Source organism: Christiangramia sabulilitoris, from assembly GCF_007050985.1.
GTDB lineage: Bacteria > Bacteroidota > Bacteroidia > Flavobacteriales > Flavobacteriaceae > Christiangramia > Christiangramia sabulilitoris.
Genome location: NZ_VHSF01000003.1, coordinates 763106 through 779914, shown reverse-complemented (window position 1 = coordinate 779914; position 16809 = coordinate 763106). Strand labels below are relative to the sequence as shown.

The window sequence follows — 16809 nt, the reverse complement described above, 5'->3', positions numbered from 1 at the left end:
GACGGGGTAAATTCTGATACTGATTGTGATGATGCTGATGCAAATGAGTTCCCTGGTCAGACCTGGTATTTGGATGCTGATGGGGATGGTTATAGCGATGGTACCTCAGTGGTGACTTGCGAAAGACCTGCCAGCCATTTTACTGAAGCAGAGTTAACAGATACTACTGGTGATTGTAATGATTCCAATGCCTCGATCAACCCTGGCGCTTCCGAAATACAATATGATGGTATTGACAACGACTGTGATCCATCTACTCCCGATGCGATAGATGCCGATGGTGATGGGGTAAATTCTGATACTGATTGTGATGATACCGATGAAAATGAGTTCCCTGGTCAGACCTGGTATTTAGATGCCGATGGGGACGGATATGGCGATGGTACCTCAGTGGTGACATGCGAAAGACCTGCCAGCCATTTCACTGAAGCAGAGTTAACAGATACTACTGGTGATTGTAATGATACAAATGCCTCGATCAACCCTGACGCTTCCGAAATACAATATGATGGTATTGACAACGACTGTGATCCTTCTACTCCTGATACCGTAGATGCCGATGGAGATGGGGTGAATTCAGACACCGATTGTGACGATAATAACCCGGCGGTAAATCCTAATGCTTACGAGATTCCGGATAATGGTATTGATGATGACTGTAACCCGGCGACTTTAGATAGTTCAGCCGATACTGATGATGATGGAGACGGACAAACAGAGAACGAAGGTGATTGCGATGATACCAATCCAGCGATCTATTCCGGAGCTTCCGAAATACAATATGATGGTATTGACAATGACTGTGATCCAACTACCCCCGACACGGTGGATGCCGATGGAGATGGTGTGAACTCGGACACAGATTGTGATGATACCGATGGAACTAGATTCCCAGGAAATACTGAAGTACTGTATGATGGAATTGACAACGACTGTGATCCTTCTACTCCCGATACGGTAGATGCTGATGGTGACGGGGTGAATTCTGATACTGATTGTGATGATGCTGATGAAAATGAGTTCCCTGGTCAGACCTGGTATTTAGATGCTGATGGGGACGGATATAGCGATGGTACTTCTGTAGTATCGTGTGAAAGACCTACCAACCATTTTACTGAAGCAGAGTTAACTGGTACTTCTGGTGATTGTAATGATTCCAATGCCGCGATCAACCCGGACGCTTCCGAAATACAATATGATGGTATTGACAACGACTGTGATCCATCTACTCCCGATACGATAGATGCCGATGGTGACGGGGTAAATTCTGATACTGATTGTGACGATACTGACCCGGCGGTGAATCCTAATGCTACCGAGATTCCGGATAATGGTATTGATGATGACTGTAACCCTGCAACTTTAGATAGTTCAGCCGATACGGATGATGATGGAGACGGACAAACAGAGAACGAAGGTGATTGCGATGATACCAATCCGGCGATCTATTCCGGTGCCACAGAAGTATTGTATGATGGGATCGATAATGACTGTGATCCAACAACCCCCGACACGGTGGATGCCGATGGAGATGGTGTGAACTCGGACACAGATTGTGATGATACCGATGGAACTAGATTCCCGGGAAATACTGAAGTACTGTATGATGGAATTGACAACGACTGTGATCCTACTACTCCTGATACGGTGGATGCTGATGGTGACGGGGTGAATTCAGACACCGATTGTGATGATGCCGATGAAAATGAGTTCCCTGGACAGACCTGGTATTTAGATGCTGATGGGGACGGATATAGCGATGGCACTTCTGTGGTGGCATGCGAAAGACCTGCCAACCATTTTACTGAAGCAGAATTAACTGGTACTACTGGTGATTGTAATGATTCCAATGCCGCGATCAACCCTGATGCCGTTGAAGTCTGTGATGGAATAGATAATAATTGTGACGGAACGATCGACGAAGGTGTAACCACTACTTATTATGCCGATGTAGATGGAGATAGATATGGGAATGCCTCAGATAGTGTAGAAGCCTGTTCGGTTCCTTCAAATTATGTGGCTGATAACACCGATTGCGATGACAGCGATGCTACGATCCACCCGGGAGCTACAGAAACTCCGGACGATGGTATCGACCAGGATTGTGATGGTTTTGACCTTTTAACCTGGTTTGCAGATACTGATGGAGACACTTATGGAGATCCAGCGGTTTCAACTACCAGTAACACTCAGCCTGCTGGCTACGTTGCCGATAACACCGATTGTTATGATAGCGATGCTACGATCCACCCGGGAGCTACAGAAACTCCGGATGATGGAATCGACCAGGATTGTGATGGCTTCGACCTGTTAACCTGGTATGCAGATACCGATGGTGACACTTATGGAGATCCAGCGGTTTCAACTACCAGTAACACTCAGCCTGCTGGCTACGTTGCCGATAACACCGATTGTGATGATAGCGATGCTACGATCCACCCGGGAGCTACAGAAACTCCGGATGATGGAATCGACCAGGATTGTGACGGATTCAACCTGTTGACCTGGTATGCAGATACAGATGGGGACACTTATGGAGATCCAGCGAACACAACAACCAGCAACACGCAGCCTGCTGGCTACGTTGCCGATAAAACCGATTGTGATGACAGCGATGCTACGATCCACCCTGGAGCTACAGAAACTCCGGATGATGGTATTGACCAGGATTGTGATGGATTCGACCTGTTAACCTGGTATGCAGATACTGATGGGGATACTTATGGAGATCCAGCGAACACAACAACCAGCAACACGCAGCCTGTTGGTTACGTTGCCGATAACACTGATTGTGATGACAGCGATTCTACGATCCACCCGGGAGCTACAGAAACTCCGGATGATGGTATTGACCAGGATTGTGATGGATTCGACCTGTTAACCTGGTWTGCAGATACTGATGGGGACACTTATGGAGATCCAGCGAACACAACTACCAGCAACATTCAGCCTGCTGGTTACGTTGCCGATAATACTGATTGTGATGACAGCGATGCTACGATCCACCCGGGAGCTACAGAAACTCCGGATGATGGTATTGACCAGGATTGTGATGGCTTTGACCTGTTGACCTGGTATGCAGATACAGATGGGGACACTTATGGAGATCCAACGGTTTCAACTACCAGCAACACTCAGCCTGCTGGCTACGTTGCCGATAATACCGATTGTGATGACAGCGATGCTACGATCCACCCGGGAGCTACAGAGACTCCCGATGATGGTATCGACCAGGATTGTGATGGCTTTGACCTTTTAACCTGGTATGCAGATACTGATGGGGACACTTATGGAGATCCAGCGAACACAACTGCCAGCAACACGCAGCCTGCTGGTTACGTTGCCGATAATACCGATTGTGATGACAGCGATGCTACGATCCACCCTGGAGCTACAGAAACTCCGGATGATGGTATTGACCAGGATTGTGATGGATTCGACCTGTTGACCTGGTATGCAGATACAGATAGTGATGGATTTGGAGATGCTACTAATTCTACCACCAGCAATACCCAACCAGGAGGATATGTAGCTGACGATTCCGATTGTGATGACAGCGATGCTACGATCCACCCGGGAGCTACAGAAACTCCGGATGATGGTATCGACCAGGATTGTGACGGCTTCGACCTGTTGACCTGGTATGCAGATACTGATGGGGACACTTATGGAGATCCAGCGAACACAACAACAAGCAATACTCAGCCTGCTGGCTATGTTGCCGATAACACYGATTGTGATGACAGCGATGCTACGATCCACCCGGGAGCTACAGAAACTCCGGATGATGGTATTGACCAGGATTGTGATGGATTCGACCTGTTGACCTGGTATGCAGATACTGATGGGGACACTTATGGAGATCCAGCGAACACAACAACAAGCAATACTCAGCCTGCTGGCTATGTTGCCGATAATACCGATTGTGATGACACTGATTCTACGATCCACCCGGGAGCTACAGAAACTCCGGATGATGGAATCGACCAGGATTGTGACGGATTCGACCTGTTGACCTGGTATGCAGATACTGATGGGGACACTTATGGAGATCCAGCGAACACAACAACAAGCAATACTCAGCCTGCTGGCTATGTTGCCGATAACACCGATTGTGATGACAGCGATGCTACGATCAATCCAGGAGCTACAGAAACTCCGGATGATGGTATCGACCAGGATTGTGATGGATTCGACCTGTTGACCTGGTATGCAGATACTGATAGTGATGGATTTGGAGATGCTGCGGTTTCAACTACCAGCAACACTCAGCCTGCTGGTTACGTTGTCGATAATACCGATTGTTATGACAGCGATGCTACGATCCACCCGGGAGCTACCGAAACTCCGGATGATGGTATTGACCAGGATTGTGATGGATTCGACCTGTTGACCTGGTATGCAGATACTGATGGGGACACTTATGGAGATCCAGCGAACACAACTACCAGCAACACGCAGCCTGCTGGTTACGCTGCCGATAACACCGATTGTGATGACAGCGATGCTACGATCCACCCTGGAGCTACTGAAATTCCGGATAACGATATCGACGAAAATTGTGATGGAGTGAAGGATTATTCAGAGCCGGAAGATATCGAAGCTATATACGAGGTGTTGGATGCTAAGGAAGTTGATGATTACCAGGCAGGAGATATTATGGCTATAGTAAGTGATGCCGATGGAAACATCAGCACTGCTGAAATAGTGAATGGAAGTCTTCCGGCAGGAATTCAGATGAATGCAGAAGGTGGCTTCAATGTAAGCGATCCAGCAATTCTGGTACCTGGGGAATATCCCTTGGAGATCACAACTACAGATGAAAAAGGAGGAACCACGACCTCTCAGATCACATTGGTAATTCTGGAAGATTCAGACTGGGATAATGACGGTTTGCTTAATGAAGAGGAGGGAATTCTTGGTACAGATCCTTATGATGCAGATTCAGATGATGATGGTCTTACAGATGGTGAAGAAGTTCTGCTCATAGATGATGCGAATACTGACGCAATACCTTCAGAGGTTAGTGATCCTTTGAACGAATGTGATCCTTTCCAGACCGGTGACAATTGTGATCCGGATAATGATGGTTTAACCAACTATGAAGAGTCTTTAGAAGGGACAGACCCTAATGATCCAGATACAGATAACGACGGTCTGTTAGATGGCGAAGAAACCAGCGGAGAAGATAATCCTGCTACACCTCTGGTTGCGACAGGCTACAGTGATCCACTTGATCCTTGCGATCCTAACCAGGCCTTCAGAGAATGTTTTAAAACAGGTCCCGAGATCATTCAAAAATTGTCGCCAAACGGTGATGGCATTAATGATCATTTCGAAGTAAAAGGCCTGGAAGTATTCGAGGAAAATACGCTGGAGATCTATAACCGTTGGGGAGTACTTGTATACGAAGCTAAAGACTACGGGGATAACAGTAAATTATTCCGCGGAATTTCTGAAGGAAGACTTACGGTAAGACAGGGAGAAGAACTTCCAACCGGAACCTATTTCTATGTACTTAAATACAAGGATGGGAACTGGAAATCGAAATCAGGATATTTATATCTAAACAGATAATACAGAATGAAAAAGTACTTTATCATATTCATATTTTTAATTGCTAGTGCCGGGCATGCTCAACAGGATGCCCAGTACACTCAATACATGTATAATACCGCGTTGTTTAATCCTGCCTATGTGGGGTCTGAGGATTTTCTGAAGATCTCGGGTGTTTACCGTTCGCAATGGGTTGGACTGGATGGAGCACCCGAGACACTGTCTTTAAGCATCAATAATCGTATAGGGAAAAATGTAGGCCTGGGAGGATCGATTATTTCAGATAAGATAGGGCCCAGCAGCGAGACTATCTTTAATGTTGATTTTTCCTATACTCTGGATTTTGAAAAAACTCATCTGGCCTTCGGGCTAAAAGCCGGCGCTAATATTCTGAATGTAGATTTTAGTCAGCTAACCGGTTCAGATGAGGATGTTATTTTTCAGAATAATATCGATAACAGGTTTACTCCGAATGTAGGGGTTGGGGCTTATTATTACAGCGATAATTATTACATAGGCTTATCTGTTCCACAGCTTCTGGAAACCAATCATTATGAAAGAAACGAGCGGGAAGAGACTTTCCTGGCAAAGGAAAGGTTCCATACCTATTTTATGGGTGGATATGTTTTTAACCTGAGCAATGAACTCAAGATGAAACCAGCCTATTTACTAAAACTAACCGATGGTGCACCCTTGCAACTGGATCTCTCTGCGAACTTTCTTTTTATGGATAAGTTCACTTTAGGAGCTTCATATAGACTGAATTCGGCTGTTAGTGCACTGGCCGGTTTGCAGATCCTGGATAATATATTTGTGGGTTACTCCTATGATGCAGATACCACTGCTTTGAGAAATTACAATTCAGGCTCGCATGAGATCGTGCTGAAGTTTGATATCGCTAATACCCTTAGTAAATATATGTCCCCCAGGTTTTTCTAATTGTAGGCATACATAAAGATTTTTAAACCCCTTAGCTCAAGGGGTTTTTTATTTGGTTTTATTTAGCGTTAGATTCTCTTCTACCGGAGCTGGCTTTCGTAATTTGCGTAAGGTTTAGATGAAAATCAGACCAAAGACTTGCCCGCAGCAATGCCGGCATTTTAAATTAAAAAATATGCCTCTAAACAGATCTATAAATTATTCCATACTTGAATTAGCCGTAGTGGGACAGGATATTCCCCATACCAGAGTTTTCGAAAACAGTGTTGAATTAGCTCAGCTTGCTGAATCTCTTGGCTATAAAAGATTCTGGCTGGCCGAACATCATAATATGGTGAGTATCGCCAGTTCTGCAACCACCGTTCTTATGAGTCATATCGCATCGAAAACCGATAAGATAAGAATTGGTTCTGGCGGGATCATGTTGCCAAATCATTCTCCGCTGATCGTTGCCGAGCAGTTTGGAACTTTGGGTTCCTTATATCCTCACAGGATCGATATGGGGCTGGGAAGAGCACCGGGTACAGACCAGGTGACTGCACATGCCATAAGAAGCGATCGCATGAATTCCGTTTTTAAATTTCCGCAGGAGATCGAGGAGATTCAGCGTTACTTCAAAAATGAGAATACCAATACTAAAGTTAGAGCAACCGTGGCCGAAGGGGTTGAAGTGCCTATGTATGTTCTGGGATCCAGTACAGACAGTGCACATGTAGCTGCCGCCAAAGGCCTGCCTTATGTATTTGCCAGTCATTTTGCACCGGCACAATTATTTGAAGCAATGGAGATCTATTACCGCGAATTTGAACCTTCAGAATACCTGCAGAAGCCTTACAGCATCGCGGGGATTAATGTTGTTGCAGCCGATAGCCACCAGGAAGCTGAACGTATTTCTACCAGTTCCCTGAAAATGATGTTAGGAGTGATGACCGGAAACCTCGATTACCTACAGAAACCCGTGGACATGACTCCCGAGTTAAGAGAGATCAAAGAAAATCCTTCTTTACAGCGTATGCTGAAATATTCTTTCGTGGGAGATAAGAACAGTGTAAAAGAGATGACAGAAGAGTTTTTGAAAAAAACCGGCGTGGATGAAGTCATCGTGGCTTCTCATATTTATCACCAGGAAGACCGGCTCAAATCTATCAGAATATTTTCTGAAATCATGCAGGAGATCAATCAGCCTGAGCTGGTGAATTATTAAACTTCCTTAAATTATTATAAAAACGGTTAAAAATTAGCCGGTTAGCTTCCCTGGAATTCACTTTTTGAAGTAAATAAATTAACTTCAAAATAAAAATTATGGAAGAAAAGGTCAGAATTCAGAAGATTGAGCAGGTAACGCATGATGTGAAACAATTTAAAGTGGAGAAACCCGAGGGTTATAGTTTTACCCCGGGACATGCTACAGAAGTTTCGATTAATAAAGAGGGCTGGAAAGATGAAAAAAGACCTTTTACCTTTACCAGTCTTAATGAAGATGATTTCCTCGAATTTACCATCAAGATCTATCCAGACCATGATGGAGTTACCGAGCAATTGGATAAGTTACAAGTTGGTGATGAGCTTATCATCAGGGATACCTGGGGGGCAATAGAATATGAAGGGCCCGGTTATATTATTGCTGGTGGAGCGGGAATTACTCCCTACATCGCCATGTTAAGGGACCTTGATAAGCAGGGGAAAAGCGACAATATCCATCTTATTTATGCTAATAAAACAGATAAGGATATAATTCTGAAAGATGAACTGGACAAGATTCTGAATCATCATACGACTTACGTGATCACAGACCAGGAGGATACAGATTATACCAAAGGTTATTTAAATAAAGAATTTTTGAAGGATCATGTAAGAGATCTGGAAGCTCGTTTCTATGTTTGCGGACCTCCTGAAATGACCAAAGAAGTAAGTAACATTCTAGAGCAGCTTGGAGCTAATACAGATTCTGTTCAGCTGGATGATCAGCAATAAAAACAAGTAATATAGTGCAGTAACCCAATCCCGGCAGATTTATGCCGGGATTTTTATTCTTTAGCAACCACAGGCCTATCGCTTTCTTCTTCTATGCCATCTTCGATCATTTCTTCAACCTCTTCATGTTCTTCTTCTTCCAGTACTTCTACCTCTTCATCCTGCACGCTTTCCACTTTATTGATGTAAAACTTACAGTACAGGGGCAGGTGGTCACTGTTGATGTTTCTCAGGGTTTTAAATTCCTCGATAAATACATCTGTAGAATGAAAGAACAGGTCTATAGGGAACCTAAGCAGACGGTATTTCGCATGAAAGGTGGAAACAAATCCACGGCCAATTCTAGGATCTATTAATTCAGAAGTTTTTCTGAATAAGATGGAAGACTTTGCCCAGGCTACATTATTAAAATCTCCTACCACCACAACCGGGCCATCATCTTCGGTAACTCTTTTCGCGATGGAAAGCAATTCTCCGTCCCGTTCCTTGCTATTATCTTCTTCAGTGGGACTTGGAGGTGGTGGATGTACTCCAAACAATCTGAAACTGTTGCCGTCTTTAGTAAGTAGTTCGGCTTCTATACTGGGAAGGTCATCTGCCACAAAATAATTCACTTTAAGGTCCCTTACCTTAAGAGAGGTGTAAAAATGCATCCCGTAGGTATTTTCCAACGGGATCTTTTTGAAGTTAGGGTAATCTTTTTCCAGAACCTTCATCCCGTCATCCCAGGCCTGGTTAGATTCCATGGTTAAAATTACATCTGGCTTAACTTCTTTTACCAGATCTATAAGCTCCTGAAAGGATTCGTTGAACTGGTAAACGTTCACTGAAATTATGCTTACCGAATCTGAATGTTTGGGAACATCATTCGATGGATTTTTTTTATATAAAGTGGTATATGGGAAAAGTACGACTGCATGATAGACCGATAGCGTAAAGTTCAGCAGGCTTACCAGCCAGAAGAACTTATCTTTTTCATCAACCAGGATGAGACCGAAAATTAAGGTCAAACTATGTAGGATGAATAGCTGTATGCGGCCAAATTCCCAGACCCTGAATATCCAATGCTGGTTGGAGATAAAAGGCAGGATACCGGCTATGATCCAGATGGATGAGAGAATATAGTAGATTATTTCCATATGTCTGGGTCCGCTTTGATCCTTCAGGATAATTTCGGACTTATTATTCAATTAAAATTAACTAAAAAATGAGGAGAGCTGTATCAAAGAATTCACAATTTGTCAATCTGCCCGGTATCAATCCAGCATCATCCCGGCACGATTTCAGAATAATTTTAGCCAAGATATAATAAGGCCAGAAAAGCGGGGATGCTTATTGCTAAAGAGATGAGAGCGGGCTTTACCCAGCTCTTTTTTTCATAAGCTGTCTCTGAACCTATATATCTGTTCCAGAAATATTCATTTAAAAATAATGCCCCTACCAGGTTTAGAGGTAAGGTAAGATTGGCACCAGACTTCATGCTTTGTAGGGTATAAACTATCCCGATGACATAGATAAGAACGAAGATCGCTACCTGCATCATTCCCTTTTTCTCTTCCTGTCTTTTCAAATTGCTAAGAAGCAGGGCCGCGCCGAACAGGATCGAAAATACTCCGGAAAAAACCAGGATAAGAGTTTTAGAATATAACCGGGGGAGCTCAGGTTTACCTTGATCATTATTCATGCTTCCGGCACTTTTTTCTTCTAAATTGTTCTCGCTCATGTTGGGGAATTTCCTGAAAAATTACAGGTCACGAAATTAGAGATTTTTACCCGATTATGTACCTGAAAACCTGCTAGAATTAGACCATGATTGAATTGAGGTTTTACTGATCAGAAAGATGAATCCAGAAAATGCAGCAATAAAAAAGCCCGCAATTTAGCGGGCTTTCAATAATAACAGGTGTTAACTATTTAAGCATTTCATATAGCTTATCTGCAACCGCACCCGATGAAGCCGGGTTCTGGCCGGTGATCAAGTTACCATCAACTACAGCATATTCGCCCCAGTCGTCAACTTTAGAGTAATCACCACCGTTTTTCTTCAGCATATCTTCCACAAGGAAAGGCACTACATCTGTAAGTTCAACCGCTTTTTCCTCACTATTAGTAAAGCCGGTGACTCTTTTTCCTTTTACCAGTGGTTCACCGTTTGCACCCTTGACATCTTTTAGAGCTGCCGGAGCATGGCAAACAAAAGCTATAGGTTTTTCCTGGCGGTTAAAGGTTTCGATCAAATTAATTGAGGTCTTATCGTTAGCCAGATCCCAAAGCGGGCCATGGCCTCCCGGATAGAATACCCCGTCAAAATCTTCAGCTTTTACATCATCCAGCTTCACGGTGTTATTGATCACCTTTTGCGCTGCCTCATCATTATGAAAACGTTTGGTGTCTTCGGTTTGGTTATCTTCTGTATCACTGTTAGGATCTATAGGAGCTTTGCCACCTTTTGGAGTTGCAACGGTAATATCCACTCCTTTGTCTAAAAGAGTATAATAGGGATTCGCAAATTCTTCTACCCAAAATCCGGTTTTTTCTCCAGTATCTCCCAGTTTATCGTGAGACGTTAATACAAATAATACTTTCATAGTTTTTTCTTTTTTTAGATTAATAATTTCATTTTCTGACTGTGCTGCGGAAGTATATCCGCCAAAGATCAAAGCCAGTATCATCAAATACTTCATAAATTCAAATAAGTAACAGCAAGCCTGAACCGCCTTTTAAATGCGCAATAATTAAATTTTTACGACCATTTTTCCTTTGTTCTTTCCATCGAAAAGATCCAGAAATGCCTGCGGGATATTTTCAAATCCTTCCCGGACGGTTTCAGTATAGGTTAGTTTATCTTCCTTTAACCATTGGGTTAATTGTTTGATACCTTCGGGGTGTTTATCAGAAAAATCAGAGATCACAAAGCCCTGCATCAAAGAACTTTTCTTGATCAAAAATGGCTGAACGCTGGCACTTTGCGGTAAAGAGGTTTCATTATATACTGAAATTGCCCCGCAAACCACGGTTCTGGAAAATTTATTGATGTTGAAAAGAACGGCATCAGAAATATCTCCACCTACATTATCAAAATATACATCTACACCGTCAGGGCAGGCCTTTTTAATGGCTTCCTTCATATTTTCGGTTGTGTTGTAATTGATACCTTCATCAAACCCGAACTCATCCTGGATCATTTTTACCTTTTCATCGGTACCGGCAATTCCTACTACCCGCAGGCCTAATATTTTTCCAATCTGTCCCACCGTGCTTCCAACGGCTCCGGCGGCTCCAGATACTAGTAATGTCTCACCTTTCTTAGGTTTTCCAATTTCTGTAAGCCCCAGGTATGCAGTCAACCCGGTCATTCCCAATATGCCCAGGTAAGCCGATAAGGGTGCTTTATCCTTATCTACTTTCATGAGATTATCTGCAGAAGCAACCTGAAATTCCTTCCAGGACAAAAGACCGTTCACATGATCTCCTTTTTGAAATTTATCGGTTTTGGATTCTACCACTTCAGCAATGATCGCCGAAGCGATAGGTTTGCCAATTTCGAAAGGAGGAATATAAGATGGTGCATCACTCATTCGTCCTCGTAAATAAGGATCTACAGAGACATATTTAGTTTCCAGTAGCACTTCTCCATCTTTGGGTTCTGCGACCTTTTCTGTTTCAAATTTAAAATCTGATGTTTGAGGTTTGCCTTTCGGTCGGCTGTTCAATAGTATTTTTTTTGTCTCTTTCATATATCGTTATTATTTTTTAATACTGTCCCAGGCCATTTCGTATGCCTCCTCTATATGCTGGGGCGTAAGCTGGAAAGCACCTCGTTGCTGCATATTCATTAGAAAAGCCACGGGGTAAATGCTGAAGGCATACAGGGAAAACGGAGATACATTTTTAATAATTCCTTCCTGCTTACCTTTTTCCCAGAGATCAAGTAAGGGCTGCAAGTGCTTTAAGCCTTCCTGCCGCCCAGATTCATCTATGATGGGCGTATTATCACACTGAGAGAGAAAATAAGCCTCTTCAAATTCCTTTAGTTTGAATTCGGCTATATTTTTCCAGATAATTTTAAATCCTTTTTCCACAGACATTCCTTCCTTATATCCTCTAAAAGCATAATTGGTAAATGCTGCTTTTACCTCAATATAAACCTGATTCACCAGGTCCTGTTTGTTCTCAAAATACAGGTAAATGGTGCCCGCTGAAACTCCGGCCATCTTCGCGATCCTGGACATTGGTGTGGCATGAAAACCATTGTTATTAACCAACTCCACGGTAGCATCGATTAGAGCTTTCCTTTTAATTTCAGATTTGGAGGCATTATTCATTAAGTATAATTCTGCCGCAAAAATATCAAGAATGAACGTTCATTCATTATTAATAAACCGGTTTGTGATAGATTTAACCCTGAGGCCTTTCCGCACGGCTTTTTAGCTGCCAGAATGCAAAAAAGAAGTTAAAATTTAAGACATCAGAAATTACCAAATGGGGGTGTTGTTAATAAGAGATTGAAGGCTGCTTTTCCCTGCTTTTAGTTTCTCTCTTTACCTATCTGCCGGGTCTCATCATCATCGAATACAGGGATCACATGGGCATCCAGAATTTGGTTCCAGTTGAGCGCCCAATGAGCTATTGCATGGGGATCATCGGTTTCAAAAACGGCAAATCCGGTAAAACCTGCAAGGTCATGCCACCTTCCAATTAATTTGATCTTATCACCATAATCTGCTGCATCCTGTTCTTTGGTCATTTCAGAAAAACCCTTAAGAGCTTCCTGGCGCTGATCCTCGTGGATGCGCCATGTCATCATAAATTTCATATCGTTTGATTTAAGTTAATAAAATATACGCTATGAAAGTATCTATTAAAGACCGCGATTGAAATAGGGGTTTTACCGGTGTTTATGAAAGAATCAGCTAAATGGAAAAATAACTCCAGCTAAAGTTCAGGATAAAGATCTTCGATCGCCCTGGTTATTACCCGGTTTCTTTTTTCCAAAATTCGGGGAGAGTTTCCGGGAGCTAATTCGCATAAAGGAACATAAGTCAGCTCTTCCTCTGTTTTGTAGATCCGCTCCAGGGTACCGGAGGCTTTTTGATTCATACTGGTAGAGAAATAACACAGAAACGGGCCGATCTTTTCAAGGTATTCTGAACAGGTGATCTCTCCGGTAGGATTTATAACCTCCAGTTCATCACCCTTGATCATAGCGTCCAGTAATTCTACTGCATGTAGAGGAATACCATCCTTTTTAATTATAATATCGAAACAGGGATCTATAAAGAACCATTTTTTGAGATCCTTCAGATAAACCTCGTTGAGAAGATGGGAAGCATTTCTTTTTAGAAGTTCAGGATCTGAGGGTTTGAGGTGAATTTCCCTCACCATAAATCCCAGGGCCTGCAGGCAGGCTTTTTCTACTATACTATATTCTGCACAACTAAATCTTTTACCTTTCTCAGCCTGTTCAAGAATATATAAAGCATCTTTCTTCCTGGCAGGACTGTTTTTCGCATGCTCCCATCTGCCGTGGACCCAACTTTGAATGCTAATAATATTCTCAAAATCTGAACTTTCAGAATCAATAATTTGTTCCAGCTTATAGTCATTAAGCAATTTCTGAAGATTTTTTTCCTTGTAATTGCCGGAATACCGGATAGGCGAAGCTAGTTTTTTTTCTTCTTTAAAACTGATACTCATTAATGCAGGTGATAAAAGTTAAATTCATTCACCCGGTAGCTATAACTAATCACAGCAACCAGGTTGAAATTTAAGGTCGAAAGTCCCGTTAAGGAGTAGAGTATCTTTTTTCCTGTTTTAAATCAGCGTGAAAGTAGGAATTTTATTTCACCGGATAAAATCAGGGGCACAGCTTTCAACACATTTTTTGGCGGTAGGAAAATTTCCCTGCTATAAATTTTCTCTTAAAATCATAGTTTTAAACTATTACCAATTCAAACTTATAAGGAATAATTATTTTAAATTTAAAATGTTAACCTTTAAAAACTTTCCTAAAAATGTCTAATAATCATTCCAATAACCCGGATAGCCACAAGGTCTGGGAAGTAAATGAATCAAGCAGATGCCCTTTTATGGGCGGTGCTTTAAAGAATACAGCCGGTGCGGGTACCAACAACCGCGACTGGTGGCCCAACCAGTTAAATATGCGCATCCTGCGACAGAATTCAAATCTCTCAGATCCTATGGGAGAAGATTTTAATTATGCTGAAGAGTTCAACAAACTTGATCTAAAAGCTGTTAAACAGGACCTTTTTGAACTTATGGAAGATTCACAGGAGTGGTGGCCCGCAGATTACGGTCACTATGGCCCTTTTTTTATAAGAATGGCCTGGCACAGTGCCGGGACTTATCGTATAGGAGACGGTCGTGGTGGAGCAGGATCGGGTACTCAAAGATTTGCGCCATTAAATAGCTGGCCAGATAATGCTAACCTGGATAAAGCCAGATTATTGCTCTGGCCGATCAAACAGAAATATGGAAAAAAAATTAGCTGGGCAGATCTTATGATCCTGGCAGGAAACTGTGCCCTTGAATCTATGGGATTTCAGACCTTTGGATTTGCCGGTGGCCGGGAAGATGTTTGGGAACCTGAAGAAGATATCTACTGGGGTGCAGAGGGAGAATGGCTGGCTAATAAAGAACGCTATTCAGAAAATGGAGAATTAGAAAATCCCCTTGGTGCCACCCATATGGGATTAATTTATGTAAACCCTGAAGGGCCCAACGGAAATCCAGATCCCGTTGCTGCCGCTAAAGATATCAGGGAGACCTTTGGGAGAATGGCGATGAACGATTATGAAACCGTGGCTTTAATCGCCGGGGGTCATACCTTCGGAAAAACCCATGGTGCGGCCGATGCTGAAGAGTTTGTGGGCCATGAGCCTGCGGGTGCCGGGATCGCAGAAATGGGACTTGGCTGGAAAAACAACTTTGAAAGTGGTAAGGGTGAGCATACCATTACCAGTGGAATTGAAGGCGCCTGGACCAGTTCCCCTACAAAATGGAGTAACCAGTTCTTTGAAAACCTTTTTGGTTATGACTGGGAATGTATCAAAGGACCCGGTGGGGCCTACCAATGGCAACCCAAAGATGGGGCCGGTGCCGGAACCATTCCCGATGCTCATAATCCCGATAAAAAACATGCCCCATTTATGCTGACTACAGATCTCTCTTTGAAAGAAGATCCTGAATACGCGAAGATCTCCAGGCACTTTCATGAAAACCCTGAGGAATTTGCTGATGCTTTTGCCCGGGCCTGGTTTAAACTTACCCATCGTGATATGGGCCCAATTGAAAGATACCTTGGACCGGAAGTACCCCAGGAAGAACTTATCTGGCAGGATCCAGTTCCTAAGGTAGACCATGAATTGATCGATGAGGATGATATTTCTACTTTAAAAGGCAAGATCCTGGACTCAGATCTGTCAATTTCAGAACTGGTCACTACCGCATGGGCCTCTGCATCCACCTTCCGTGGGTCTGATAAAAGAGGAGGAGCTAATGGAGCCAGACTCAGGCTAAAACCACAGAGAAACTGGGAGGTAAATAATCCGCAGCAACTGAAGAAGGTGATAGATACTTATGAAAATATCCAAAGCAATTTTAATTCCGGCCAGACCGGAAACAAAAAAGTTTCTATTGCAGACCTGATAGTCCTGGGCGGATGTGCCGGAATAGAGAAAGCTGCAAGAAAAGCAGGTCACGATATCACGGTGCCATTTACACCGGGTCGTACGGACGCTACCCAGGAGCAGACAGATGTGGATGCTTTTGAGCCGTTGGAGCCTAATGCAGATGGTTTCAGAAATTATTACCGAAACCGGGATCATATTTCTGCTTCTGCCGAGGAGTTACTGTTAGACCGGGCGCAATTACTGACTTTAACCGCACCGGAAATGACCGTACTCGTGGGTGGGCTAAGAGTTTTACACGCGAATTACGACAGGTCTGAAAGAGGAGTCTTTACCGACAGGCCGGAAACCCTTACCAATGATTTCTTTGTGAATATCCTGGATATGAACACTACCTGGAAAGCAACTTCAGAGTCTGAAACCGAATTTGAAGGTACGGATCGCCGTTCTGGTGAAAAGAAATGGACCGGAACCAGGGCAGATCTTATTTTCGGATCAAATTCTGAATTAAGAGCTTTGGCAGAAGTCTACGGGACGGATGATGCGCGTGGGAAGTTTGTAAAAGACTTCGTTGCTGCCTGGGATAAGGTGATGAATCTCGATAGATTCGATCTAAAATAACCACATCGCATAACCTATATAATTAAAAAGGTGATCCATTTAGGATCACCTTTTTTATATACTTGAGGAT

The 16809-nt window shown here is 43.1% G+C and carries 12 protein-coding genes; 5 read left to right on the top strand and 7 right to left on the bottom strand.

What is annotated here, in order from left to right; genetic code table 11:
- The 4 genes from FGM01_RS13705 to FGM01_RS13690 form a co-directional block, all read left to right on the top strand.
- Positions 1–5577: MopE-related protein (locus FGM01_RS13705; protein WP_143411727.1), on the top strand; the 5577-nt coding region annotated here is incomplete at its 5' end.
- A gap of 6 nt (positions 5578–5583) precedes the next feature.
- Complete coding sequence (locus FGM01_RS13700; RefSeq protein WP_143411726.1) at positions 5584–6495, top strand: PorP/SprF family type IX secretion system membrane protein; 912 nt, start codon at positions 5584–5586, stop codon at positions 6493–6495.
- A gap of 175 nt (positions 6496–6670) precedes the next feature.
- Positions 6671–7699 carry an LLM class flavin-dependent oxidoreductase gene (locus tag FGM01_RS13695; RefSeq protein WP_143411725.1) on the top strand — a complete coding sequence of 343 codons (1029 nt, stop codon included), beginning with the start codon at positions 6671–6673 and terminating at the stop codon, positions 7697–7699.
- Between the two features lie 98 nt (positions 7700–7797).
- Positions 7798–8469 (top strand): FAD-binding oxidoreductase, encoded by a 672-nt coding sequence (locus FGM01_RS13690; protein ID WP_143411724.1) that lies wholly within the window; start codon positions 7798–7800, stop codon positions 8467–8469.
- A 53-nt stretch (positions 8470–8522) separates the two neighbouring features.
- On the opposite strand, the gene FGM01_RS13685 is transcribed toward FGM01_RS13690, so the two are convergent.
- The 7 genes from FGM01_RS13685 to FGM01_RS13655 all read right to left on the bottom strand — a co-directional run bounded on the left by FGM01_RS13685 (position 8523) and on the right by FGM01_RS13655 (position 14166).
- On the bottom strand, positions 8523–9659 hold the full coding sequence (locus tag FGM01_RS13685) for an endonuclease/exonuclease/phosphatase family protein (protein WP_243735811.1): 1137 nt from the start codon (positions 9657–9659) through the stop codon (positions 8523–8525).
- Between the two features lie 104 nt (positions 9660–9763).
- On the bottom strand, positions 9764–10192 hold the full coding sequence (locus FGM01_RS13680; RefSeq protein WP_143411723.1) for a hypothetical protein: 429 nt from the start codon (positions 10190–10192) through the stop codon (positions 9764–9766).
- A gap of 187 nt (positions 10193–10379) precedes the next feature.
- Positions 10380–11141: a type 1 glutamine amidotransferase domain-containing protein gene (locus FGM01_RS13675; RefSeq protein WP_423738351.1), complete on the bottom strand. Its 762-nt coding sequence runs from the start codon at positions 11139–11141 to the stop codon at positions 10380–10382.
- Between the two features lie 63 nt (positions 11142–11204).
- On the bottom strand, positions 11205–12206 hold the full coding sequence (locus FGM01_RS13670; protein ID WP_143411722.1) for an NADP-dependent oxidoreductase: 1002 nt from the start codon (positions 12204–12206) through the stop codon (positions 11205–11207).
- A 9-nt stretch (positions 12207–12215) separates the two neighbouring features.
- Complete coding sequence (locus FGM01_RS13665) at positions 12216–12794, bottom strand: TetR/AcrR family transcriptional regulator (protein WP_143411721.1); 579 nt, start codon at positions 12792–12794, stop codon at positions 12216–12218.
- A gap of 203 nt (positions 12795–12997) precedes the next feature.
- Positions 12998–13276 carry a DUF3303 domain-containing protein gene (locus FGM01_RS13660; protein ID WP_166435226.1) on the bottom strand — a complete coding sequence of 93 codons (279 nt, stop codon included), beginning with the start codon at positions 13274–13276 and terminating at the stop codon, positions 12998–13000.
- 128 nt (positions 13277–13404) lie between these two features.
- On the bottom strand, positions 13405–14166 hold the full coding sequence (locus FGM01_RS13655; protein WP_143411719.1) for a transglutaminase-like domain-containing protein: 762 nt from the start codon (positions 14164–14166) through the stop codon (positions 13405–13407).
- 317 nt (positions 14167–14483) lie between these two features.
- Here FGM01_RS13655 and katG point away from each other — a divergent pair, with 317 nt between their 5' ends.
- Positions 14484–16739, top strand: a complete 2256-nt coding sequence (gene katG / locus FGM01_RS13650; protein ID WP_143411718.1) for a catalase/peroxidase HPI — start codon at positions 14484–14486, stop codon at positions 16737–16739.
- Positions 16740–16809 lie beyond the last annotated feature (70 nt).